28 protein-coding genes are annotated in these 22,385 nt (G+C 36.6%); 5 read left to right on the forward strand and 23 right to left on the reverse strand.

All coding sequences use genetic code 11. From position 1 onward, the window contains the following. Nucleotides 1–132: 132 nt before the first annotated feature. Entirely contained in the window at nt 133–339 is a 207-nt protein-coding gene (locus QZV03_RS02615) for a molybdopterin-binding protein (protein ID WP_296874155.1), read from the reverse strand. Nucleotides 340–499: 160 nt separating this feature from the next. On the opposite strand from QZV03_RS02615, the gene tsaA reads away from it, so the two are divergent. Next, nucleotides 500–985 (forward strand): tRNA (N6-threonylcarbamoyladenosine(37)-N6)-methyltransferase TrmO, encoded by a 486-nt coding sequence (tsaA, locus tag QZV03_RS02620; RefSeq protein WP_394350673.1) that lies wholly within the window; start codon nt 500–502, stop codon nt 983–985. Nucleotides 986–1,002: 17 nt separating this feature from the next. Here tsaA and QZV03_RS02625 read toward each other — a convergent pair whose 3' ends face one another. The 4 genes from QZV03_RS02625 to QZV03_RS02640 form a co-directional block, all read right to left on the reverse strand. After that, nucleotides 1,003–1,539 (reverse strand): hypothetical protein, encoded by a 537-nt coding sequence (locus tag QZV03_RS02625; RefSeq protein ID WP_296874157.1) that lies wholly within the window; start codon nt 1,537–1,539, stop codon nt 1,003–1,005. Between the two features lie 101 nt (nt 1,540–1,640). Further along, nucleotides 1,641–2,669 carry a M42 family metallopeptidase gene (locus QZV03_RS02630; protein ID WP_296874158.1) on the reverse strand — a complete coding sequence of 343 codons (1,029 nt, stop codon included), beginning with the start codon at nt 2,667–2,669 and terminating at the stop codon, nt 1,641–1,643. A gap of 182 nt (nt 2,670–2,851) precedes the next feature. After that, a complete protein-coding gene (locus QZV03_RS02635) occupies nt 2,852–4,375 on the reverse strand; it encodes a HEAT repeat domain-containing protein (RefSeq protein WP_296874159.1) in 1,524 nt (507 codons plus the stop codon). Then, a complete protein-coding gene (locus QZV03_RS02640) occupies nt 4,376–5,422 on the reverse strand; it encodes a ribonuclease H-like domain-containing protein (RefSeq protein ID WP_296874160.1) in 1,047 nt (348 codons plus the stop codon). A 444-nt stretch (nt 5,423–5,866) separates the two neighbouring features. Here QZV03_RS02640 and QZV03_RS02645 point away from each other — a divergent pair, with 444 nt between their 5' ends. Genes QZV03_RS02645 through QZV03_RS02655 form a run of 3 tightly spaced genes read left to right on the forward strand, consistent with a single transcriptional unit; the run spans nt 5,867 to nt 7,441 of the window. Beyond that, nucleotides 5,867–6,148, forward strand: coding sequence for a hypothetical protein (locus QZV03_RS02645; protein ID WP_296874161.1), 282 nt, complete (start codon nt 5,867–5,869; stop codon nt 6,146–6,148). Nucleotides 6,149–6,158: 10 nt separating this feature from the next. Further along, nucleotides 6,159–6,896: a phosphopantothenate/pantothenate synthetase gene (locus tag QZV03_RS02650; protein ID WP_296874162.1), complete on the forward strand. Its 738-nt coding sequence runs from the start codon at nt 6,159–6,161 to the stop codon at nt 6,894–6,896. Between the two features lie 5 nt (nt 6,897–6,901). Beyond that, entirely contained in the window at nt 6,902–7,441 is a 540-nt protein-coding gene (locus QZV03_RS02655; protein ID WP_296874163.1) for an AAA family ATPase, read from the forward strand. Here QZV03_RS02655 and QZV03_RS02660 read toward each other — a convergent pair whose 3' ends face one another. The 5 genes from QZV03_RS02660 to QZV03_RS02680 form a co-directional block, all read right to left on the reverse strand. Next, entirely contained in the window at nt 7,442–8,122 is a 681-nt protein-coding gene (locus QZV03_RS02660) for a TIGR00289 family protein (protein ID WP_296874164.1), read from the reverse strand. It lies immediately after the preceding gene. 1 nt (nt 8,123) lies between these two features. Then, the gene (locus QZV03_RS02665) at nt 8,124–8,882 is read right to left on the reverse strand and encodes a hypothetical protein (protein ID WP_296874165.1); all 759 of its coding nucleotides are present in this window, start codon (nt 8,880–8,882) and stop codon (nt 8,124–8,126) included. 119 nt (nt 8,883–9,001) lie between these two features. Next, nucleotides 9,002–9,427, reverse strand: a complete 426-nt coding sequence (locus QZV03_RS02670) for a hypothetical protein (RefSeq protein WP_296874166.1) — start codon at nt 9,425–9,427, stop codon at nt 9,002–9,004. Then, nucleotides 9,424–10,263, reverse strand: coding sequence for a prepilin peptidase (locus tag QZV03_RS02675; RefSeq protein WP_296874167.1), 840 nt, complete (start codon nt 10,261–10,263; stop codon nt 9,424–9,426). The genes QZV03_RS02670 and QZV03_RS02675 overlap by 4 nt, the downstream gene beginning before the upstream one ends. 131 nt (nt 10,264–10,394) lie before the next feature. Next, the gene (locus tag QZV03_RS02680; protein ID WP_296874168.1) at nt 10,395–12,011 is read right to left on the reverse strand and encodes a CTP synthase; all 1,617 of its coding nucleotides are present in this window, start codon (nt 12,009–12,011) and stop codon (nt 10,395–10,397) included. 124 nt (nt 12,012–12,135) lie between these two features. Here QZV03_RS02680 and QZV03_RS02685 point away from each other — a divergent pair, with 124 nt between their 5' ends. Then, nucleotides 12,136–12,423, forward strand: a complete 288-nt coding sequence (locus QZV03_RS02685; protein WP_296874169.1) for a putative quinol monooxygenase — start codon at nt 12,136–12,138, stop codon at nt 12,421–12,423. Between the two features lie 4 nt (nt 12,424–12,427). Here the strand turns inward: QZV03_RS02685 and QZV03_RS02690 are convergent, their stop codons facing one another. The 13 genes from QZV03_RS02690 to QZV03_RS02750 form a co-directional block, all read right to left on the reverse strand. Continuing rightward, a complete protein-coding gene (locus QZV03_RS02690; protein WP_296874170.1) occupies nt 12,428–12,931 on the reverse strand; it encodes a zinc-ribbon domain-containing protein in 504 nt (167 codons plus the stop codon). Then, complete coding sequence (locus QZV03_RS02695) at nt 12,932–13,717, reverse strand: alpha/beta hydrolase family protein (RefSeq protein WP_296874171.1); 786 nt, start codon at nt 13,715–13,717, stop codon at nt 12,932–12,934. An 8-nt stretch (nt 13,718–13,725) separates the two neighbouring features. Continuing rightward, a complete protein-coding gene (locus QZV03_RS02700; RefSeq protein WP_296874172.1) occupies nt 13,726–14,136 on the reverse strand; it encodes a GNAT family N-acetyltransferase in 411 nt (136 codons plus the stop codon). Further along, nucleotides 14,136–15,491, reverse strand: coding sequence for an MATE family efflux transporter (locus QZV03_RS02705; RefSeq protein WP_296874173.1), 1,356 nt, complete (start codon nt 15,489–15,491; stop codon nt 14,136–14,138). Before QZV03_RS02705 ends, QZV03_RS02700 begins: the two co-directional genes overlap by 1 nt. Before the next feature lie 3 nt (nt 15,492–15,494). Further along, on the reverse strand, nt 15,495–16,130 hold the full coding sequence (locus QZV03_RS02710) for a flavodoxin family protein (RefSeq protein WP_296874174.1): 636 nt from the start codon (nt 16,128–16,130) through the stop codon (nt 15,495–15,497). Nucleotide 16,131: 1 nt separating this feature from the next. Continuing rightward, on the reverse strand, nt 16,132–17,343 hold the full coding sequence (locus QZV03_RS02715) for a cofactor-independent phosphoglycerate mutase (protein ID WP_296874175.1): 1,212 nt from the start codon (nt 17,341–17,343) through the stop codon (nt 16,132–16,134). A 23-nt stretch (nt 17,344–17,366) separates the two neighbouring features. Continuing rightward, nucleotides 17,367–18,386, reverse strand: coding sequence for a homoserine dehydrogenase (locus QZV03_RS02720; protein ID WP_296874176.1), 1,020 nt, complete (start codon nt 18,384–18,386; stop codon nt 17,367–17,369). Nucleotides 18,387–18,394: 8 nt separating this feature from the next. Then, nucleotides 18,395–18,880 carry an amino acid-binding protein gene (locus tag QZV03_RS02725; RefSeq protein WP_296874177.1) on the reverse strand — a complete coding sequence of 162 codons (486 nt, stop codon included), beginning with the start codon at nt 18,878–18,880 and terminating at the stop codon, nt 18,395–18,397. 10 nt (nt 18,881–18,890) lie between these two features. Continuing rightward, a complete protein-coding gene (gene gatC / locus QZV03_RS02730; protein ID WP_296874178.1) occupies nt 18,891–19,106 on the reverse strand; it encodes an Asp-tRNA(Asn) amidotransferase subunit GatC in 216 nt (71 codons plus the stop codon). A gap of 148 nt (nt 19,107–19,254) precedes the next feature. After that, nucleotides 19,255–20,703 carry an asparagine synthetase B gene (locus QZV03_RS02735; protein WP_296874179.1) on the reverse strand — a complete coding sequence of 483 codons (1,449 nt, stop codon included), beginning with the start codon at nt 20,701–20,703 and terminating at the stop codon, nt 19,255–19,257. Nucleotides 20,704–20,785: 82 nt separating this feature from the next. Next, on the reverse strand, nt 20,786–21,352 hold the full coding sequence (locus tag QZV03_RS02740) for a phosphatase PAP2 family protein (protein WP_296874180.1): 567 nt from the start codon (nt 21,350–21,352) through the stop codon (nt 20,786–20,788). A 9-nt stretch (nt 21,353–21,361) separates the two neighbouring features. Then, a complete protein-coding gene (locus tag QZV03_RS02745) occupies nt 21,362–21,679 on the reverse strand; it encodes an AzlD domain-containing protein (protein WP_296874181.1) in 318 nt (105 codons plus the stop codon). Next, nucleotides 21,676–22,368, reverse strand: a complete 693-nt coding sequence (locus tag QZV03_RS02750) for an AzlC family ABC transporter permease (RefSeq protein WP_296874182.1) — start codon at nt 22,366–22,368, stop codon at nt 21,676–21,678. The genes QZV03_RS02745 and QZV03_RS02750 overlap by 4 nt, the downstream gene beginning before the upstream one ends. Between the last annotated feature and the right edge of the window lie 17 nt (nt 22,369–22,385).

Genomic DNA, 22,385 nt, shown 5'->3' on the forward strand with positions numbered 1-22,385 from the left:
AGTTATTATAAAATAAGCTTATTTAAAAAAAATAACTATTTAAATCAGATAGTTAACAAAAGTACACCCAATTTGCGATTCATCCTCGACTTACAGAAGTCGAGGCATTCTCGCATTTTTAAGATAATAATCCTATTTTCCAATAATAACTTCAGTGGATTTAATGATAGCGGTTACGTCATCACCTTCACTTAAACCTAATTTTTCAGCAGATTCTTTAGTGATAACTGCAGTAATGGTATTTGGTTCAGTTACTTCAATTTTGATGTTTGCCATTACAGCACCTTTGTCCACTCCAGTAATTTTTCCTTTTAATTGATTTCTTGCACTAAGTTGCATATCATTTCACCTCATTTAATTTTGACAATTGTATATTATATCGAATTGCATATAAATGTTTCGGTTTACAGTGAATAAAGACTTTTTTTATCGATTACCGAAATTAGTTCATATCGTAAAAAATATACATTTAATAATCATGAACATGATAATAATAGATATGAACATCGAATTAGAATCAATTGGTACAGTCCACACACAATTTAAGGAAATTGAAGGAATGCCAATTCAACCTACAGGGGCAAAAGGAATAAAAGGAACAATAGAAATCAAGGACAAATATGCAGATGGATTAAAAGACCTTGACGGCTTTTCACATGTACATTTAATATACCTGCTTCACAAGGTAGAGGGATACATGCTTGAAGTAAAGCCATTCATGGACAACAATACCCATGGAGTCTTTGCAACAAGATCACCTAAAAGGCCAAACCGTATCGGAATGAGTGTTGTAAAAGTAAATAAGGTCGAAGGAAATAAAGTTTACGTTGAAAATGTGGACATCCTTGACGGAACACCCCTTCTTGACATCAAACCATATGTTCCACAGCTATACGAGGACACAATAGATGATTTAAGAATCGGTTGGTTTGAAACAAAGCACCAAAAGGCAAAATCACAAAAATCAGACGACCGATTCAAATAATAAAAAAAGGGATAATATTATCCCATCAACAACATTCTAGACACTCCCCAAATAATGACTGCCAAAAGAATGATGGCTATTCCATACTTTTTGGCATTTTCACTGTCATTACGTGTCATAAGATATATTCCAAAAATCAAACCAATTATTGGAATCAGAATTGCAAAAAGAAAACCCAAAACTGTCGCCAGAGTATGACTCTTTTCCTCAGCAGTAATTACAATATCTCCATCAACATCAGTGGCATTTAAATTATTTTGAATGTCCTCCAAGGTTTTTCTGCAGGATCTTTTTGGAACAGCTGCAAGAACGCCTTTCAGTTCGGATTCCCCTCCAAATGCAAAGGCACGAACCCATCCTTCCAAAGTCAAATTATTGCCGTCAAATGTATATTTAATAAATTTAGGAGCAGTTAAAAAGCCTACACCGCATTTATAGAATTTTTCACCATTATTTTCATCCAGTTTGTAGTTATAGGAACTCAAAATCTTTTGGATAATCTTCTCACTTTCACTTGGATTTTCACACTTCAACTGTATGACTGTTCTTGACATCTAATCACCAGATAGAAATATGAAATTCAAACTATATAAGTCACAAAAAGAGTTTAATTTATAAATAATATTATTTAATCAAAAAAAAGAAAAGTTAAAAGCTATAAACTGTTTATAGCTTCAGTAATTAACCTGATGGTGTTTTCAACATCATCCATACTACATACACTTACAGGAGTGTGTATATAACGGGTAGGTACTGATACAACACCAGTAGGAATTCCTTCACGAGTCAAGTGGATTGCTGTACCGTCGGTGGTACCTCCGTCACTTACTTCCAATTGGTAAGGAATGTCATTTTCATCACCCGCTTTGATAAGCAAGTTTTTAACTGAATCCTGAGTCAATATTCCCCTACCGCTTGCATCAGCAAGGATAACAGCAGGACCTTCACCCATCACAACAGGAGCCTCATCCTTTTTGATTCCAGGATGGTCCCCAGACAAGGTTACATCAAGTGCAAATGCGAGGTCAGGGTTTAGTTTAAATGAGACAGTTTTAGCACCTTTAAGACCTACTTCTTCCTGAACGGTACCTACACCATAAACGGTAGCTCTGGTGTCAACTCTCTTAAGAACTTCCATCATCACATAACAGCCTACACGATTGTCAAGTGCTTTTCCCATGACCCTGTTGTTTGGATATTCGGCAAAAATTGAATTGAATGTGATTTTATCTCCAATTTTCACCATTTTTTCTGCTTCTTCTTTGTCCTTTGCTCCAATATCAATGAACATGTCTTTATATTTGACAATCTTGTTTCTTTCTTCAGGACTTGTTACATGAGGAGGTTTTGAGCCTATTACACCAACTACAGGTTCACCAACAGTTGAATGAATTGTCACGGTTTGATTCATTAACATCTGGTCGTTGATTCCACCTATTGTTGTAAAAATAATAAATCCATTATCATCAATGTATTTAACCATTAAACCTATTTCGTCCATGTGTGCTGCCAACATTACAGTAGGAGCCTTTTTTTGACCTTTTTTGGTAGCAATAACATTGCCCATACTGTCAGTTTCGATTTTATCAGCCACATCTTTTAATTCACGAGTAATAATATTAACAATTTCTTCTTCAGAACCTGATACTCCTGGTGCTAAAGAAAGTTCTTTCATTAATTCCATCTTCTTATCACCAAATAATTTTTTAGGTTTAACTTATATTTATAATTTAATGAAAAAAACCATATTAATGTAAACTCACCCAATTTCAATCTAAAAAGCAATCTAAACACGAAAAAAAGAATAATGTTGGGGAAAAATTAAAGAACTATAAAGACAAAACATCAATCTCTTTCAATTCTAAATTAAGATAGATTCATTCTCTTTTTTGCAACTTCCCGTACATACTCATTCTCATCATTAATTGAAATTTCCTTGAGGACCTTTTTACTTACAATTTTTTTAACTGCAATTTCACGAATTCTCCACAATTCCTCATTTCTTGCAATATCGGTCAGCATTTTCTGATCTTTTATCAAAGATACTGCTCTAACTGAAATATTTTCAGAAATACCCTGCTGATAAATCTTTAAAAGACACTTTTCAACTTTAATCTTATTCAGTGCCTTTAGGGAAAATTCCTCATCCTCATTGGCCAGAACTATTCTAATCAATGTTTCCAAATCAGTGATATTGTCCAGTGTGGCCTTACTTACGGAATCTATTTTGGCATTCTTTAGAATTTCAATGAAGTTCTTCTCATCGACAATGTGTGTTAGGGCCTCATTTGCCACTTCCTCATGAGTCGAATTGATTGCAACATATTTAAAGTCATCTTCACTGACTATTGCGGGATTTGTTATGGCATGATTTCTCACGAACTGATCATCATCTTCAAGGGCAATTCTTATAAGCTCTTGAGGATTGGTTATATTTTTTACTGCAATTTGACGGACAAACCTGTCATCATCATTAGCTATTACCTCAAGAAGCACTTTTTCATCATCTATCTTTTTAACGGCTTCACTTCTTACAATCTTGTCATCATCGTTTAGGGCAATCTGTTTGAGCAGTTCATCATCATTTAGTTTGTTAACCAAATCAAGCCTTACATCCGACTTTTTGGAATCCAATGCAATCTTACGCAGGATATCAACATCATCAATCCTATCGAAAATGACTGAACGTATCTTAGCATTATCCTCTGTTAGTGCAATATTTGCAAGATTATCCTCATTGTTAATCTTTTTGACAGCCGCCATCTTTACCGATTCATCCTTATCCCCAATGGCAACCTTTTGAAGAATATCTTCACTTACGAATGTCTCCTTTTCAACACATGCCCTTCTGATGGACTTGTCACTTGCCTCAAATACCAGGTCATACAATACATTGGCATCCTCAATCTTTTCCACTGAAGCATTCCTGTACCTTTTATCCTGGGCGTCCTTTGCAATCCACGCTAGGGTTTTTTCATCCACTACCTTTTCAAAGATTTCATCCACCTGAGGATTCTTTTTGGTGTTGATTACCACTTCGGCAATTGATTTGTTGTTTTCACCGAGCCTTTCCCATGCAAAACTTCTCACGTCAAAGAACTGTGAGTTTTCAGCCGCATCACGCAACAGTCTTTCATCCCTAACCTTGTTTATTGCAATAAGCCTTATGGCACGGTCCTTAATGTTTTTTGATAAGTCCAGCGCAACATACTGGTCAGTAATCTGGTCAGCTGCAGCTGCCCTTTCATACCTATCCTTGCTGTTTGTTGCAATTTCCTTTAGTACCAATTGATCTTCATCTATTTCCAAATCATCGGGAATGACCTTTTCCTTTTTAGGCTTTTCTTTCTTTTTTGAATCGGTTTTTTTAAATCTGTCAAATAATCCCATTTAATTTACATCCCTATACATTTTCTCTAAAAAGCTTGCAAGCGAAATAATATCCTGTGCGTTATGCTCAATAATCGGCACGACAGGCCCTATATTGTCTTCATCCAAATAAGTATCATAATATCCAGGAATATACTGGCCAGGAACATCTCCTTCACGTTCAATGCCGAAAAGTTCCCTTTCTATAGTCTGCAATTGACAGTTGGGAAGCTCATCGGACCAGAGGTTTTTTGCAAAATACATCAGGTCCAGATGTGCAAGGTCCAAATCGGCATCAATGCGATTGTACATACATCTATTTTTTATGAAAGGTACATCAAATGTTTTTCCATTGAATGTAACATGCACGGAATCCTCATCAAGGTGACTTAAATACGCATCGATTATGTTTGCCTCTTCAGTGTAGTCCCTTAGGAAATATTGTGATGCAACAATCTCATTTCCCTTGATTTCAGCCACACCTATAAGTATTATAGGAACATTAGACAACCCCTTGGTTTCGATATCCATGAATTTGAAGTTTTCAGGTTCAGTCAAGCTTATGCTTTTAAGCACATTGTCCCTGCACTTCTTGGAATATTTATTGTTATCCAACAAATCGATTATCTCACAGTAACTCATCCCATCAAACTTGTCAATGAATTTTGCTGCCACATCACCGTATTTGTCATGATTCTTAAGTGATTCAATAGTGGTGTAACCTTTCTTTTTCAGGTTTTCCTCTGTTTTCAAACCGATTTTCGGCAATAGCTTTAAGTTACAATTCATCTGCTCTTTGAAATTATTGTCTTCAAGGTCAAAATCAATTTTTTCGGCCTTGGTTATCTTCAATACATCACCATATGATGTTTTAACCTTTTTACAATCCATCACATCTCCAAGAGATTTGTTTTCATACTCAATCAATAGCTTTTCCTTTAAATCAGCAAAATATGATGGAGATAGTTTTCGAGCCTCCTTTTTGGCAGCTTCTGACGGATTTTGTGAACTTATTGAATTGGAAAGCGTTTTTCTCAAATATTCTTCAAAATTGTAATCTTGCATCATTCAATTTAACTTTATCAATAATTGAATATAAACGTTATTAATAAAGTATAATTGAATTTTTATAAAATATAATAACATTTATATATGGCAAAAATCAAATAATATAATTGACTACATTGTAGTCAACTGAGAGATAGATAAAACAGCCAAATTTTAAAATTCATTTCTCTAAAGCTTGTAAAACAAGTAGTTAGGTAGTTAAAAATATATTTACCTACCTAACATTCTAAATTAACTATTTTTAAAAAAAAAACTAACAACAATATTCAAAATATTTGTTAGAAAAGTATTTAATACCTCAAATTAAATAAATATAAATTAATAATATTTTAAGGTTTGAATATGAAAATTAAATTAGCAATAATTTTAGGAATTGTTATATGGATTATCACAACATTTTTATCAGCTCTATTTAATCCGATATTTAATTCAAACCTTCCACATGTGAATATTATTGTACCGATAATCACCATCATAGTAACTGGATTTTTCGGAATTATTTATATCAGAAACATAGACACAAATGAAGTTGTAGAAGGTATACTGGTTGGAATAGTTTTTGTTGTAATAGACGTTATTTTAGATTACATCACATTCATTTTACCGAATGTACACACTCCAACAATAGGAAATTATCCCTTACATATACTTTCCACATTTATAATTACACTATTGATAACAACATTTTTAGGATATCTATCACAGATGACAATTGATTTGAAATAGGAGAAATAACATGATACCAAAATCACATCCCCGTTATGAGTCATTACTTTTAAGAGATAAGATAGTTAAAGCATCAAAGGAAGGTTATCTTGCAGATTCAGCAATGATAGCTCATGGAAGAGGTGAAGCTTTTGATTACCTGATTGGTGAAAGAACCACATACCCTGCAAAAAGAGCAATGTATGTTGCAGTGGCGGCACTTCTTTTATCAAACAATCCAGTAATATCAGTTAATGGAAATGCTACCGCACTGGCATGTGATGAAATAATTGAACTTGCAAAGACAGTAAATGCAAAAATTGAGATAAATCTCTTTTACAGAACAGATGACAGGGTCAAAATAATAACCCAACTGTATAAAGATCATGGCTATAAAAACATTTTAGGTTCATTGGATGACGATATTGAATATTTGAATGATATTAAAAATGCAAGGGCTTCCGCAAGTAAAACCGGCATCTACAGTGCAGATACAATATTGATACCATTAGAAGATGGAGACAGAGCTGAAATATTAAAGAAAAGTGGCAAAAACATTTTGACAATTGATTTGAACCCTCTTTCAAGGACATCAAAAATGTCCGATGTCTCAATAATGGACAACATTGTTCGTGCAATACCATTCATGACAAAGATAGCTGAAGACCTAAAAACCCAAGACAAGTCAGTCCTGATAGAATTAGTAAATGAATTTGATAATGAAGAAAATCTTAAGGAATCCTTAGAGCAAATTAAAATAAAAGAGTGAATATAATGCAAATAATGGGAATATCTGGAATGCCAGGTTCAGGAAAAAGCATAGTTTCAGATGTTGCAACTGAAAACGGTGCCATCATCGTAAGTATGGGAGACATCATACGTGAAGAAGCTAAAAAAAGAGGAGAAGGTACCAAAGAAACTGCTCAAAACTTAAGGGCAGAACATGGCGATTATATCGTATCCGAACTGACAATAAAAAAAATCAAAAAACTTCAAGATGAAGGAGTTGACAATCTAATCATTGTAGAAGGCATTAGAAGCCATTTTGAAGTTGAAATGTTCAAAGACAATTTCGACAATTTCATTATTCTTTCAGTCGTTGCAAATCCTGCATTACGCTTTGAAAGACTGAAACTTAGACAAAGAGAAGACGATTCTACAGACTACAATGTATTCAAAAAAAGAGATGAACAGGAACTAAACTTCGGTATAGGAAGCGTGATTGCACTTTCAGATAAGATCATTATAAATGAAAGTGACATAGAAAGCTTCCAGGAAGAAGTTCGTGAATTTTTCAAAGAAATGAATATATAATTATTTATCTTCCAAAATTGCATCTTCGATAATGAAAACACCACTGTCAAGATGCCATTCCTTTTTATATTTTAATATATTAAGCCTTTTTTTAAAGATGGGTCCATCAATGGCCAGTGTTTCGGCCTCACCACCTTCAAATGCAATATCAACATAGTATTTTTCATTAAGCCTGACAAGCTCATCAATTGTTTCATCATCAATAATGCGGCCCAGCCAGGATTCATCCAATCCCCAGGCTGCGACTCCACAAATCATTATCTTGAAACCCAATGAAACGATTTTGCGCATGTATTCAAGCTCATCCACATGCCAGTATGGAGAAACTATCTTTAATCCCACCTCTTCACCAAGCCTTTCGATTCTTGACTTTTGATACTGGGAATAAAGTGCCCCGGTATATATGGCTTCAACACCCAAATTCTTAAGTTCAAAAAAAGCTGCCTTCAAATCTTTGAGTTCCTCTTCCTTAACACCATCGGTTTCAACAGACATTATCGGAATATCAAGTGCCTGTGAGAGCAAATCGGTTATATGAATATTGGGAACATGAAACATGTATGACTCATCGTTTTTGGATTTCATGGAAAGAAGATATTTTACATCTTCTTTCGCTTCTATAGCGGCATAAACAGCCATAGTACTATCTTTACCACCTGAAAATAAAATCGCAACATCCATTTTATCTTTTACGTTTCTTATTCATGAATTTTCTAAATCTTCTATAGGCCGGAACAACGGAATCCATATATATTCCAATTACTGCCACAATAACACCTACAACCCCACAGACCAATGTAAATTCAATATTTCCCAACATTGTGGAATTAGTTTTGTTAAGGCTGTCATGGACAGGTCCGTCAATGTCACTTGCTACAATTCCCTTTTGAAGCAAAGCATGTTCAAATTCATCCAATTGAGTGGAATCAATCACTAAAACAGCATGAATTTGTGCATAAGAAATTGTTTCACCATAAACCAATTTATACCAATCAGAAAATGATTTTAATGCATCGGAAGAAGTGAAATTCTTTTCGAGTTCAATCACGATTTTATCTTCGGTTATATTGTAATTCTTATAGTTCGTATTGATGTTTCCAACAATCGATTCAAAATAGTCACGTTCCATCTCATTGAAATGCCACATCGGAATCGTGATAGATGTTTCGTCAAATGATTTGAAACCCTCCATTCCGGACAATTCACTCCTGAGTTGATTCGTGTCGACTGAAGATGATAAATCAAGGTACAGTGTCTCTTCATTATTAGGCATGCTCTGTTCAACAACACTCGCCATGTTAGGCAATTCCTGATATATAGGCTGGAGGAAAAAGGCCCCTCCAATAGAACCGATCAGGAACGCAACTGCAAGCACGAGAAGTATTTCACGTTTTGGCATGTATTGTCTCAACATTCCTATTGAAAAAACAAAAACCATCATTATAATAAATAAAACTAGATATATAATTGCAGTTATAACATCCATATTTTCACACGCCATCTAACAATATCATTTAAATATTAAATCGTAATACTTAAAAAAACTTTGTACAAAATGCTTTATTTAGAATAGATTTGCATGTTTTCACTGTCAATCGGCCAGTCTACGACAATTGAATTTTCACCCTTACCTATGTATAATGTTGACTTTGGAAGTGTTGACTTGAAATATATCTTTTCGACCTTGCTTGATCCGTCCTTTAACTTCAAAGTGCACGAAACACAGTTGTTTGCAACATTGACCTGAACATCCTTTGAGGAGACGATATCAACAGTTTGTCTTGACCCCTGACCCTGTCCGTATACTTTCTTGACAGCCTGTGCGATTTTTGACAAATCCGATTTGACATCAAGAGTATCGGATACATCCAAAGTATTTTTTACAGTCAATTCAGACAAAGGCAATGTAAAGACGATCAAAAGTATCAGAGATATTGTGAATATCAGCAGATATTCAAGGGCAACCTGTCCTCCGTTGTCTCTCATAATATCATCCCCAAAAACAGGTTTTTGGTAAAAATCATCATGATATCCCCATAAAATACCGCAATGAGCAAACCTGCAAATATTGCCGGAGTGAAGGGATATGAAAACTTAACCGATATGTCCTTCCTGATAAAACCCTGAGCATATAGAATCTTGATTAGATACATCTCCTGCTTTGTGATTCCCCCTGCACTCATTGACTTGAAATAGTATTTACCATGTTCTTTATCCTTGCTTTTGAAAACTTCCAGGTTACCTTCCTGCTCTTCTATAAGTGAAATTATATATTCATTATCGAAATAATAATTATTTACAATATTTCCTTCCTTTAAATCTGAAATAGGAATGGTTTTATTAAGAGTGTTGTGAATCAGAGTTTTCAATGTGGAAATATTCAGCAAAGCAATCACGTTTGTAGGATCATCACTGAATACCCCATTTTTAATAAAAAGACGGGTCAGAAATATCACCAAAAACGGAAAAGATACAAGAATGCTGTTGACAACTACACTAAATGAAAAGGGATATACTGACAGCAACGGAAAAACATTCAAAAAGTCTATGTTAAGACCGTTTGGTATTACTGTGGCAATAGCAGTAAATAGAATTACATCACCACCACCCCACATTTTTAATTTCCATAACAGATAAGTAATGACATATGTAATAACCATTGAAATAAATGAAGCTAAAATGAATTTAATGTTATTTGTAATCAAGGACAAAATAAGGTTTGATGCCAGCCCAAAAATCAGGAGCCCATAGGTCAGCTTCTCGGGAACAATGTGAAATTTAATATCAAAAATTACCGCTAAAATCGAAAATAAAATTGCCATTACTATTTGAATTAAAAAAATACTACTTATAATCATGATGATAAGATTATATTTACAGATATATAAATAGAATAGAAAATAAGAAAGCAAAATTGCTTTTGACTTGAAAAATTGAAATAGAAAAGAAAAAATTAATTTTTAGAATGCTCGTAAATAGCTTCTAAAAATGATTTGAATAATGGGTGTGGCCTATTAGGTCTGGACTTGAATTCCGGATGGAACTGACAACCAATAGCCCATGGATGATCAGGCAGCTCAACAATTTCAACCAAGAAGTCATCAGGACTTGTACCTGAAATTATCAGACCTTTTTCCTGCAGGTCTTCCCTGTAGTCATTGTTGAATTCATACCTGTGACGGTGACGTTCCTCAATATCTGTTTCGCCATATGCATCATAGGTTTTGGTTCCTTCAATAATCTTACAGTCGTATGAACCTAAACGCATGGTTCCTCCCATGTTTTTGATTTTCTTCTGCTCTTCCATCATGTCAATAACAGGGAATTCCAGATTGTCATCGAATTCTGAACTGTTTGCATCAGGGTATCCGTTTCTTCTTGCAAATTGGGTTACGATAGACTGCATACCAAGACAGATTCCGAATAACGGAACATTGTTTTCAATGGCATAGTCAACGGCATCAAGTTTACCCTCAAATCCTCTTTCTCCGAATCCTCCAGGAATGAGAATACCATCAAATTCAGCCAATGCATCTTTGTCAAGCTCTTCAACGTCAGAGCTTAAATATTTGATATTGGCCTTAACACCAATATTGGCGGCAGCATGCAAGAGGGATTCACGGATACTGATATATGAATCTTCAAGCTCAACATATTTACCGACGATACCGATGGTAACTTCAGGATCAGTGATTCTTAATGAATCGACAATTTTTGCCCAGTCATCAAGTTTTGATGAATCAGCTTCAATATCAAGACCTATTCTTTTAACTATCAACTCACCGATGTTTTTGTCTTCTAAAACCAATGGAACCTCATAGATTGTTCCGGCATCAGGAGTGTTTACCACTGCATCGACATCAACATCACAGAAATGTGCTACTTTAGCCAAAAGTCCATCGTCAATGTGAACCTGTGATCTGCATACAATTACATCAGGATTTATACCGACACTTCTTAATTCTTTGGTAGAGTGCTGAGTTGGTTTTGTTTTGAATTCTCCAGCTGCATTTAGGTAGGGAATAAATGTAACATGGACAAACATAACATTTTCTCTGCCTTCCTCATTTCTGAGTTGTCTTAAGGCTTCAAGGAAAGGTTGGCTTTCAATATCTCCGACAGTACCACCGAGTTCAACTAAAACCACATCATAGTCAGCGCTTTCAGAATTGGCACGAATCATCTCTTTGATACGGTTGGTAATGTGAGGAATAACCTGTACACATTCTCCAAGATATCCTCCTTCTCTTTCTTTGGCGATGACAGATTCATAAACTTTACCAGTTGTGATATTAGCCATTCCATCAAGTTCCACATCTAAAAATCTTTCATAGTGTCCAAGATCCAAATCGGTTTCCATACCGTCATGAGTTACAAATACCTCACCGTGTTGGTATGGATTGAGTGTTCCAGAATCCCAGTTCAGATACGGGTCTATTTTAATAGCTGAAACTTTTAAACCATATGATCTTAAAATTCTACCCATAGATGCGGATGTGATACCTTTACCTATGGAACTTACTACCCCACCAGTTATAATAATATACTTTGTCAGAAAAATCCTCTCCATTAATTATATTATAATTTTAGTAACTCATGATATATAAAAATTTAATCGAGTAATAAAATTGATTTCGAATGAAAAAATTAATATGTTTAAATCTTAATACCCCTTATTACCAAAAGGTGAAAAAATGATAATCGTTAATGCAAAATTGCCAGTAAAAGAAGAAAAAATTGAAGAAGTAATAAACAGGGCGGAAGTATTAATCAATGCTTCAAGACAACACGACGGAAACATATCATACAGTCTATTCCAGGATGTTTTGGACAATTCCCTGATGTTTTTCGAGAAATGGGAATCAAAAGAAGCACTTGATGCACATATGCAAACACCGGAATTCATTGCATTCGGTGAAGATATCAAAGAGTTTGTAACCGCTCCATTGGAAGCTAAAATCATTGTAGGTGAAGAAATCTAATTTCTCACCTATTGTTTTTCCAGTGATAAAGCTTGTTTGAAATGTCCCTTGACGTTTCATTGAACTGGTACTGGCCATCATCACCATAACTTGCAAAACTGTGTGACTGTACAAAATCGCCGCATGAGTCTCCAGGCCCGTCGGTTGGATAACCCCTCCTGCAGACCATTCCATGTGAAGCGCCGTAAGGACTTACGCTCCAGTAGGTGCAGTTGAGACAGATTGAATCTCCATTGTTGACCATTGAATCATAATCAGGTTCCTCAAAATCAAAGTCATCATCAAAATCAATATCCTTACTGAAAACCGCACTATCCCTTCTAACATCTTGTGAGCAATAAAAACAAAAGAAATCATCATTTCCAAGGCTTCCCAATTCCTCACCACAGTATGGGCATCTTGGAGTGATAACATCATCCTCTCCAAACATTCCGCCACCGCATTCATGGCACAAATAGCCACCGATGACTTCACTCAACACCGCACCACACTTAGGACATAACTTCATCTAATCGCCTCCAGCCAGTAGATTAATGAATTCCTTGATGTATCGGTCACAGAATTCCCATGTATGTTCGCCGTCACCCTGTATGAAAGTGGCATCAACATCCCTGGATTTTAAGAATTCATAAAAATCAGTGTTTTTATCAAACAGGAAATCATCCCTGCCGCAGGCCATGAAAATGTTCGGAAGATCCTCACAGTTGTCAATCAGGAATTTAGGATCCATATCAGAATTTTTTATTCCATCCAGATTTCCGAAAATTGACTCATAGAAATCCCTTGAACGCAGAACATTGCTGTCACTTACATAATCGGCAATATCATCGGTTATGAGTGCAGCTGAAATCATCCCTATTTTTGAGAAGTTGTGAGAGTACTTCAAACCGTTTCTGACAGCCCCATAACCTCCCATTGAAAACCCTGCAATATATGTGTCTTCACGTTTGTGTGACAATGGAAAAATGTTTCTTGTAATGTCCAGCAATTCCTGACCTACGTACTCACCATAATATGCATGGGCCTTTTCATTGTCGACGTAGAAACTGTTCTCACCGCAGGGAATCACAATTGCAATTCCATGGTCTTCTGCAAATTTCTGAATGGATGTGTTTGCAAGGAATATGTCATCGCTGCCGTAGAGCCCGTGAAGCAGATACAGTGTTTTATATGGCTGAGGAACGATTTCCTCTGAATCATTAAGGAAATGAATGTTGTCCGCCGGTAAAATCACACTTATTGATGTTCTTCTCTGTAAACTTTTGCACTTGATATCTCCTCTAAACAGTACCATCTTAACACCTAGTTTTCCAAATCTGTTATGAACAATGGGGATTTGCCGGTCTCATTTTCAAATCCGCAGTATTCATAGAACTTTACGTTCTTGTTTTCACAAATCACCACTATTCTTAAATAATCATCATAATGCTTTTTAACCCTTTCCACCAATTCCTTTCCAATTCCCTTAAGCTGATAGTCAGGCTTTACCAACAGATAGTGGATATATGCGTTCATGATGCCATCATCCATTACGCTGATCAGTCCGACCAGATCTTCACCATCCCATGCTGAAAAGACTGTATTGAAATTCCTCATCGCTATGACCAGCTTTTCAGGATATTCACCTGAAGACCATTCAACTGACAAAAAAAGATCCTCAAGTTCCTTTTTACTAAATTTATGTGTATTCTTATATGTTATTTTAGGTCTCATCAAACCACCCTATATTCTGTCCATTTGTTCGAGAGATATCTGTAAATGTAAATTCCTGCCCTTACATACCAGTCGACAAACATTGCGATCCATGTTCCAAAGACTCCCACATTCAACCAGTCCGCAATCACATAGGACAATGCGATTCTGCATGTAAACATTACAATCAGACTTATGTACATTACTGTTTTGGAATCTCCCGCCCCTCTGAATGTTGCAGGCACGGTAAATGACAGTGGCCAAATCACTATTGCAAAAACTCCATGCCAGAATACCATTTCAGTTGCCATTTGAGCGGTTTGGGCCGAGAGGTTGTAGATTCCCAGAACCCATGGGAAAATCGCAAAAATCACCATGTTGATTATGAAATGGGATATGAAAACAATTGCCAAACATTTCTTATTGTAGTATCTTGCCTGTTCATAGTCGTTTGCACCTACACAGTTTGATATTATTGCAGTCAGACCTAGATTGATTGCAAAACCTGGCAAAACTGAAAAAATTCCAATAGCATATCCGACTGAATTGGCCGCTATCGCCATTGTTCCGAATGTTGAAACCAGGCTTAAAATCAATATCCTTCCCAGCTGAAACAAACCGTTTTCAATTCCGTATGGAATGCCGACCTTCAATACCTTTTTAAGCATTGACCTGTCAAATCTGTGCTTGAATGTCCTTTTGATATGGAGCTTATAGTCTTCATCAGCAACGAAGTACAATACCGCAAGTGCCGCCATAACCCTTGAGATTACTGTCGGAATCGCAACACCTGTAACGTCCCATCCCAAATGGTAGATGCATATTGCATTTCCTATAACATTCAATACATCACATACAAGCATGATCTTCATGGGAAGGGATGCGTCATTGGTTGTTCTGAAAATTGCCGCTCCCGCATTATACATTGCAATGAACGGGATTGACAAAGCAACAATATATAGATAAATATCTGCATTGTGCCACACATCAGCTTCGATTTGTCCAAAGAGAACGGAAATCAGAACATGCCTTAAAGCAATGACAACAATCATCAGAAGAGTTGACAGGATTGTTGAAAACCATACAAGCTGAGTGGCAGAATTTTGTGCCTTATCCAGTTGTTTATCGCCCAAATACTGACCTGCCACAACGGCTCCACCAGTTGCAAGGGCTGAAAATGAAAAAATAAGAAACTGCATCAAAAAGTCAACAAGGGAAACTCCTGAAATCGCCGCCTCACCAAGTGATGCAACCATGATTGAATCGGCCAGACCTACAAAGAATTCCAAGGCATACTCCACCAGCAATGGTAGAAATAGGTAGAGCAGTGCCCTGTTTGAATACAAGTAACCTTCGGGAGTTTTAAATAAATTCATAAGTTATCTTATAAAGTTGAAAGCAATTTTCGGTTCTTCTTCAGGGACCAGTCCCTCTTTTTTACCGCTTTCAATGCATTTCAGGAAAAATGCCATGTTTCTTCCAAGCTGTCTCATGGTTGCAAGACCTTCAGCGTCCTGTTCGACCTCTTCGGGAGTGTTTCCATGAACCATGTTCCAATAGAATGATGATACAATCGGCATTTGACTAATTCCCAAATATTTATTCAACTGGTCATAAGTTGCGGTTGTTCCTGCACGTCTTGCGGAACATATTACTGAAGCCGGTTTGTGCTTGAATGCCTCACCGCCGGTTCCATGTGAGTTTGAATAGAATGCCCTGTCCATGAATGCAGTCATGGCTCCGGCAGCTCCCGCATAATATACAGGTGAACCGAATATGAATCCGTCAGCATCATAGGCTTTTTTCACAAATTCGTTAACTACATCATTGTCGAATGTGCATTCGCCGGTCTCATAACATTTTGAGCAAGCTGTACATCCAATTATAGGTTTTGTTCCAATCCAGAATATCTCGGTTTCAATTCCTGCCTCGTTCAATGTCTGTTCAACATAGGTGAGTGCAGTGTAGGTACATCCGTTTTTGTTTGGACTTCCATTTACAAGCATTACTTTCATTTTAATAATCTCCATCAATCAATCTTTGAACTAATAAGTGTCCTTTTTTGAATTCAAGTGAACCTTTTTTAACGCCCTCTTCATCGAATGATTCACATTCGTCACCTTCACGTTCGGAATCGAAGATGATTATCGGCACATTGTCACGGGTGTGTGTTCCAACGCTTATAGGGGTTGGATGGTCAGGAAGTATTGCACCTCTAAATTCTTGACCTTTTAAACTTTCGATTATAGGTCCGACTATAAATTCATCAATTCTTTCAATAGCCCTGACTTTCTCTTCAGTATTTTGAGCATGGCCCGCTTCGTCAGGCGCTTCAATATGAATCAGCAGCAAATCGGTTTCCTTTAATGCATTGATACCATATTCACCTTTTTGCTTGTAGTCGGTATCAAAGTATCCGGTTGCTCCAGGAACGTTTACAATATTCATGCCTGCAAAGTTACCGATACCCTTAAGCAAGTCAACACCGGTAATTACAGAAGCTGTTATGCCGTAGGTTTCCTCAAAATTAGGCAATTTAGGAGTTACGCCCTGTCCCCAAAGCCATACCATATTTGCAGGAATTTCCCTTTTCTGGTTGACCTCATGATCCTTGAGGTATTCTCTTGCTTCAAACATTATTTTCTGGATTTCTTCAGCAAGTTCACAATCACCAAATAGGTTATCAACCAATTTTTCTCCTGAAATATCGTGAGGAGGCATTGTCTTGATGCTTGACAAGATTTTTGCATCCTCCACGCTGTCGCATGAGTAAATGAAGAGGTGTCTGTAACTTACACCGGTATAAAATTTGCCTTTAAAGTCAGGATACTTTTCGGTGAAATACTCATTTAGCCCTTTCATCAGCTCATCTGCCTCTTCAGTGGAGATGTGGCCTGCATTGAAGTCATCCATTGAATCGTTTTCACTGAAAATTGTATTGCATCTGAATATTACGTCTTCATGAGATGTAGGAATTCCTTCACTGCCTGCTTCTAAAGGTCCACGACCAGTATAGAAATCTTCAGGATTGAATCCGAAGATGCTCATATTAGCAACATCTGAACCTGGAGTGTACTGTTCAGGCACGTTATTGGTAAATCCTCCAAAACCCATTTTAGCTAATTTGTCTATATTTGGAGTGTTAGCTACCATCAATGGAGTTTTACCGTCCAATTCATCTACAGGATAATCACTGGAACCATCTGGAATAAAAATTACATATTTCATAGTATCAAAAAAAGTATAAAAAATTAGTATTTTGTTTTTAAAATACTAATTAAGTCAGTCAACATCGCTGAAGCAGTTTCAAGTGAACCTGCTCCGAGACCAATTACTGAAACTTCATCAGCCAAATCTGTCTTGATTGTAGCCATGTTTAAAGTTCCGCTTACATCATAGGAACTTCCTCTTTTAACCAAACGAGGAGATACCTGCAAATTATCAGGAGATACTTCAGCTATCAGTTTGATTAAGTAATCATCCTTTTTGGCAAGCTCAATAGCCTGGGAGTTGATTTTTGAAATACCTTCAACCTTAACGTCGCTATAGGTTGCATCAATACCCAAAAGGGAATTTGCCAAGATGACTGTCTTACAGGCTGCGTCAATACCTTCAACATCCTGTGTTGGGTCGGTTTCTGCAATACCCAATTCCTGTGACTCTTTCAAGATCACTTCATATTCTGAACCTTCAGCAGTCATCCTTGATAGGATATAATTTGTAGTACCGTTTAAAATACCCTTGATTGATTTTATATCACATGAGGAAAGAGTTTCCTTAGTAAAATTGATGATTGGCATTGATCCTCCGACACTCGCTTCATACTTGAATTCAACGCCTGCTTTTTCTGCTGCATCAACAACTTCCCTGAATTTTAAAGCCAAATGTCCTTTGTTTGAAGTTACTACATCTTTACCTTGTTCAAATGCTTTGAATGTTAATGATAATGCAGGTTCTGCATCAACGATATTAGTAGGAGTTGCTTCTATAAGACAATCGTATTCAACAGCATCAAGAACATCTGCACCATTAATATCAGACCCGAATTCAGGATATGCAGATAATTTTCCTTCTTCTTTTTTGGTTTTGACAAGCAATTCTTCATCCAATCCATCTTGAGATATTGCAGATGTAGATGAATCAGCTGCAGCAACAACTTTAACATTGACTCCAGTTTTATCCTTAATTAAATCCCTTTTCATGGAAAGTGCATTGGCGACACCTTGGCCAACTGAACCAAATCCCATGATAATAACTCTACATTCATCCATAATAATCACTATACCTCATTAATTACTAACAATTCCTTTTCCTCAGCAATTTCAGCAATTCTGTCAAAGACTATTTGCTTTTTACCGACATCAGCTTCGATATTAATTAATGCTGTGGATTTATCCTCACCATCCAGTTTGATATCAAATGCAACGATTACTACACCTTCCAAATCGTTGATTCTATCCATGGTGTCCCTTAAGTCCTGATCTACAATGTGTCCAAAGAAAATTGTTGTAATCTTTTCCTTTTTAACAACACCATCCATCTCGATAATGGTGAATCCCAATTCCTCAAATCTTTCAACAATATTTTTTAAATCTTCCTGTTCACCTTCAATTGTTAGTTGAACCGGAACATTGCCATTTTCATTTTTGTAATCTCTTTTATGGATAACGGTTACGAGATTTCCGCCAAGACTCCTGATTGGTTCCAATGCCTTGACCAATTGTCCTGGAGTATCCATAAGTTCAATAACTAAATTGATTCTCATAAAATCACTCTTAATTAGTCCAATCTGCTCTTTTAACAATTAAATTTCCATCTTTGTCAATATTAGCATTTCTTAATATTTTTTCTGGATTTTTCTCTTTGGACTTGTCTTCACGTGTTAAGTTTAAGTTATCGGTAATGTACCAGGTTTCGTCTGAATCTGGAATGTCTTCCAATATTTTTGAGAATTTTTCTATTATTTCTTCTGCATCTTTTTCGATTGACATAAACATAAACTCCTAATAATTAATAATATATTTATTATGTTTTTTTACATTAATAAAGTTAAAGAAAAATTAGAAAAAAAGAAGTGATGGTAAAAAAATTATCTGCAATTCAATTTCATATTAATGAATGGATATTCCAAACAAATAATCATTCTAGAAATTTGGATATATCAGTATCCTTCAAAATTTTCTTTCTTAAAATCTTGTCGATGCCGGTTCCATACTGGGCAGCCTTCTTTGGCCTGTATGCTATTTCATAGTCAAGCCCTTCCTCAAAGGCCAGTTTCCTTAAAATGCTTTTTCGCATTTCATCATGCATTGAAACAATTTTTTTGTTGTCCTGAATATTCAAAACCAGCTCCACTAACTTTTCATCCAGGAAAGGCAATCTCAATTCTACTGAATTAAGCATTGAGCATGCATCATCCCTTTCAAGGTTTACATGATACATGTTTGAGATGTCCTCCCTTATATCATAATTCAGTGTATCGTCGACGAAGCTTTTAAGGTATCTTTTATATCCTCCGAAAAGCTCATCTGCACCCTGACCGGAAATTGCAACTTTTATACCGTCTTCAGCAGCCATTTTTGTTGCAAAATAAGTTGTGAGACCAACACCCAACTTCATGAGATTGTCATCTCCGATTGCCCTTACAACATCAGGCAACGCCTCTCTGACCATGTCTTCGGTTATCTCACATATCTCCAGCTCAAGATTAAGGAATTTTGCTGCATATTTGGCGGCATCAATATCATGGGAGCCTTCCCTGCCCACGGCATAGAGTTTTATCTTAAGGCCAATGTTTTCGGATATTTCCTTTAAAAACAATGCCAGATATGAACTGTCGACACCACCTGAAAATATTACACCAACCTCATATAATTCCTCAACCCTTGTGGCAACACTTAACTTTAATAGCTTGTCTATTTTACTTACGTCACCTTCAAAGATCTTTTCATATAATGCCTGTGCCGGAGCTATATCCTGCCAGTTAAATAGTATGTGTTCAGGCTTTAAGGTTTCAATTTCTGAAAAACCCACTTGACTTAAAGCCTGTCTAGTTGATGCAAAACCGCAAAGGTCTTCGGTTTGTGAGTAGAATAACGGTTTGACCCCTAATGAGTCACGTGCAATTGCAAGGTTTTCACCATCCCAAACGGCAAATGCATAATCACCGTCAATTAGTCTTTGAGCCATCTGTATTGCATTAAGCAAGTCTCCCTTATTGTAAAAATCAATTAAATAGAGCAATGCTTCCGCATCAGATTTTACTTCAGCCTCAACGCCAACCTTCTGTACAAGGTTTCTGATGGTTCTGAAATTGTACAAAACACCGTCAAAAACCAAAACGAGACTGCCGTTTGAGACAGGCTGGGCCAATGACTGACGGTCCTCAGTATCATAAACGGAAAGCAAATTATGACCGAAAGCTATTTCATAACTTCCGTCATCATTGAATTCATCCAAATCAATATCAAGTTTTATATCATCGAGAAAAACCCCCGATGCATCAGGACCTCTGTTTTTGGATGCTTTCAACATTTCTAAAATATCATTACCATTAAATTTTCCTTGAAGACCTACTATTGAACTCATGGTTATAATATAAAATTATAATAGTACTTAAAATTTAAGTGACGTGTTGAAAAAAAAGATTAGTGAATCTCACTGTACATGATTACACTACTCTAAGAAATTCAAAAATCCTGTCCTTGAACCTGTTGACTATGAACGCTCCAAAAATTCCAATCAATGCACCTATAAGGACATCATCCGGATAATGCACTCCACAGTATACCCTTGAAAGCACCACGAGGACTGCAAATATTGCCAAAACAATGTCAATAATAATCTGATGCTTCTTGACCAATCCCTCCATATTCAGCAAAAAGACACTGACTACAGCCAATGTTGAAGCGGCATGGCCTGACGGGAAGGAATTCGGATCATCTTCCGGAACCAACAGACGAACATTTTCCAAAGCCATGAACGGTCTTGGCTCATGAACAAGATTTTTTAAAGCTAAAACTATCACATCAGAAACCAGCAATGCCACCAATGCTATGATTGCAACTTTTTTAAGAGTATCCCTTTTGGTTATGACTGAAAAGATTAACAGCGCCACCACCAATAAAAACAGAAAAACGAATCCTCCAAAGTGAGTTACAGTCGGCATAATCACATCCAAAGTCTGATTCTGCATAAACTGATTTATATAAATAAACAAAGCTTCATTAATATTCATTTTATCTCCTCAAAAGAATGGTACAATCGAATAAACTGTTATCAAAACTACCACTGTCAAAATTACTATTGCCCCTAAAGGAACCTTTTTCCATGCAAGTCCCGCCGCCACAACAGCACCAATCAATCCTATATACCACAGCTGATTGTCCACTGTCAATACCCCAGGACATATCAGTGCCGCAAGGGCAGTATAGGGAATAAGATTCAAGAACTTCTCCGCCTTTGGAGGGAAGTTCAGTTTATCAACAAAGAGGGCAGGTATCAGCCTTGGAATGAATGTCACAACAGCACATCCCAAAATTACCAAGTTAACATAATCCATCATTCATCCCCTCCAAGAATATATTCATCATCAACGATATACATTCCAACCGCCGCACCGATAAGTGTTGAAACGATAAGTGACCAGTTTCCCAAAAATTGACCTAAAATAATATTTAAAACCGCAGTTATCAAGACAAGAAGCGCAATCTGCTTGCTTTCCTTGATTGACGGAACAAGAATTGCAACGAAAAGCGCATACAATGAAATGTTGAAACTGTTTGTAACGATAACAGGCAAAATGTCAAGTACAACGACACCTATTCCCGCTCCCACAATCCAGCTCAGCCATGCAAATACTGCAATACCCAAATATACCCAGATGTTTGAATCCTCACTTAAGGAAAACATTGCAAATGACTCATCAACGGTAACGTGAGCCGCAAGTATGTTCAAAGGCAAACTGGACTTTTCAACCTGATTTAGAACACAGGTGGACATTACAAAGTACCTCAGGTTCACTACAAAATTGGTAAGAATTATTGCCATTGCAGTCGCACCGCTTAAAAGCATTGAAGCCGCAATGATCTGACCGGCACCAGCATAGACCAGCACTGACATTGAAATTGTCTGAAGGAGAGTCATACCTGCCTTTATTGCAATTGCAGCATATCCTATTCCCATCGGAACATATCCAAAGGCAATTGGAATACCCTTTTTACATCCCTCGATAAAACGTTCCCTTCTTGACAAAATAACGACTCCAAAAA

The organism is uncultured Methanobrevibacter sp. (assembly GCF_902788255.1).
Taxonomy (GTDB): domain Archaea; phylum Methanobacteriota; class Methanobacteria; order Methanobacteriales; family Methanobacteriaceae; genus Methanocatella.

Bases quoted from the DNA above. Each gene is read 5' to 3' on its own strand.
- QZV03_RS02655 (WP_296874163.1), top strand. From the start codon at position 6,902: ATGCAAATAATGGGAATATCTGGAATGCCAGGTTCAGGAAAAAGCATA.
- QZV03_RS02630 (WP_296874158.1), bottom strand. From the start codon at position 2,669: ATGGAATTAATGAAAGAACTTTCTTTAGCACCAGGAGTATCAGGTTCT.
- QZV03_RS02735 (WP_296874179.1), bottom strand. From the start codon at position 20,703: ATGAGTTCAATAGTAGGTCTTCAAGGAAAATTTAATGGTAATGATATT.
- QZV03_RS02745 (WP_296874181.1), bottom strand. From the start codon at position 21,679: ATGATGGATTATGTTAACTTGGTAATTTTGGGATGTGCTGTTGTGACA.
- QZV03_RS02695 (WP_296874171.1), bottom strand. From the start codon at position 13,717: ATGGTACTGTTTAGAGGAGATATCAAGTGCAAAAGTTTACAGAGAAGA.
- QZV03_RS02650 (WP_296874162.1), top strand. From the start codon at position 6,159: ATGATACCAAAATCACATCCCCGTTATGAGTCATTACTTTTAAGAGAT.
- QZV03_RS02715 (WP_296874175.1), bottom strand. From the start codon at position 17,343: ATGAAATATGTAATTTTTATTCCAGATGGTTCCAGTGATTATCCTGTA.
- QZV03_RS02740 (WP_296874180.1), bottom strand. From the start codon at position 21,352: ATGAATATTAATGAAGCTTTGTTTATTTATATAAATCAGTTTATGCAG.
- QZV03_RS02625 (WP_296874157.1), bottom strand. From the start codon at position 1,539: ATGTCAAGAACAGTCATACAGTTGAAGTGTGAAAATCCAAGTGAAAGT.
- QZV03_RS02705 (WP_296874173.1), bottom strand. From the start codon at position 15,491: ATGAATTTATTTAAAACTCCCGAAGGTTACTTGTATTCAAACAGGGCA.
- gatC (WP_296874178.1), bottom strand. From the start codon at position 19,106: ATGTCAATCGAAAAAGATGCAGAAGAAATAATAGAAAAATTCTCAAAA.
- QZV03_RS02670 (WP_296874166.1), bottom strand. From the start codon at position 9,427: ATGAGAGACAACGGAGGACAGGTTGCCCTTGAATATCTGCTGATATTC.
- QZV03_RS02720 (WP_296874176.1), bottom strand. From the start codon at position 18,386: ATGGATGAATGTAGAGTTATTATCATGGGATTTGGTTCAGTTGGCCAA.
- QZV03_RS02710 (WP_296874174.1), bottom strand. From the start codon at position 16,130: ATGAAAGTAATGCTTGTAAATGGAAGTCCAAACAAAAACGGATGTACC.
- QZV03_RS02690 (WP_296874170.1), bottom strand. From the start codon at position 12,931: ATGAAGTTATGTCCTAAGTGTGGTGCGGTGTTGAGTGAAGTCATCGGT.
- QZV03_RS02665 (WP_296874165.1), bottom strand. From the start codon at position 8,882: ATGATGGTTTTTGTTTTTTCAATAGGAATGTTGAGACAATACATGCCA.
- tsaA (WP_394350673.1), top strand. From the start codon at position 500: ATGAACATCGAATTAGAATCAATTGGTACAGTCCACACACAATTTAAG.
- QZV03_RS02660 (WP_296874164.1), bottom strand. From the start codon at position 8,122: ATGGATGTTGCGATTTTATTTTCAGGTGGTAAAGATAGTACTATGGCT.
- QZV03_RS02640 (WP_296874160.1), bottom strand. From the start codon at position 5,422: ATGATGCAAGATTACAATTTTGAAGAATATTTGAGAAAAACGCTTTCC.
- QZV03_RS02685 (WP_296874169.1), top strand. From the start codon at position 12,136: ATGATAATCGTTAATGCAAAATTGCCAGTAAAAGAAGAAAAAATTGAA.
- QZV03_RS02725 (WP_296874177.1), bottom strand. From the start codon at position 18,880: ATGAGAATCAATTTAGTTATTGAACTTATGGATACTCCAGGACAATTG.
- QZV03_RS02615 (WP_296874155.1), bottom strand. From the start codon at position 339: ATGCAACTTAGTGCAAGAAATCAATTAAAAGGAAAAATTACTGGAGTG.
- QZV03_RS02635 (WP_296874159.1), bottom strand. From the start codon at position 4,375: ATGGGATTATTTGACAGATTTAAAAAAACCGATTCAAAAAAGAAAGAA.
- QZV03_RS02700 (WP_296874172.1), bottom strand. From the start codon at position 14,136: ATGAGACCTAAAATAACATATAAGAATACACATAAATTTAGTAAAAAG.
- QZV03_RS02675 (WP_296874167.1), bottom strand. From the start codon at position 10,263: ATGGCAATTTTATTTTCGATTTTAGCGGTAATTTTTGATATTAAATTT.
- QZV03_RS02680 (WP_296874168.1), bottom strand. From the start codon at position 12,011: ATGGAGAGGATTTTTCTGACAAAGTATATTATTATAACTGGTGGGGTA.